At 58.9% G+C, this 241-nt stretch carries 1 protein-coding gene; it reads right to left on the reverse strand.

The features are described from left to right. Positions 1 to 241 (reverse strand): hemagglutinin repeat-containing protein (locus tag HMPREF2865_RS11340; protein WP_210399364.1); only part of this gene is annotated, 241 nt, incomplete at both ends.

Raw genomic sequence — 241 nt, forward strand, 5'->3', positions numbered from 1 at the left:
GGCATGGGCTTGGGCACCGTTCAGCACGGTATTGCCCTTGCTGCTGAGCTGCAGTTTGTCGGACTGCAATAGGGTGTTTTGATGGGTTTGGCTGTCGGTGCGGTTTTTGCCTTTGCCGTAGGCGGCTTCGGCATAGATATAGACGCCGGTTTGCGCACCGACGGAAACCCCGACGCCGACTTGTACGCCGGCATTGCGGTTTTTGCCGTCCTGATGTTGGCTGTCTTGGGCCGACTGCAGC

This window comes from Neisseria sp. HMSC073G10 (genome assembly GCF_001812605.1).
Lineage (GTDB): Bacteria > Pseudomonadota > Gammaproteobacteria > Burkholderiales > Neisseriaceae > Neisseria > Neisseria subflava_A.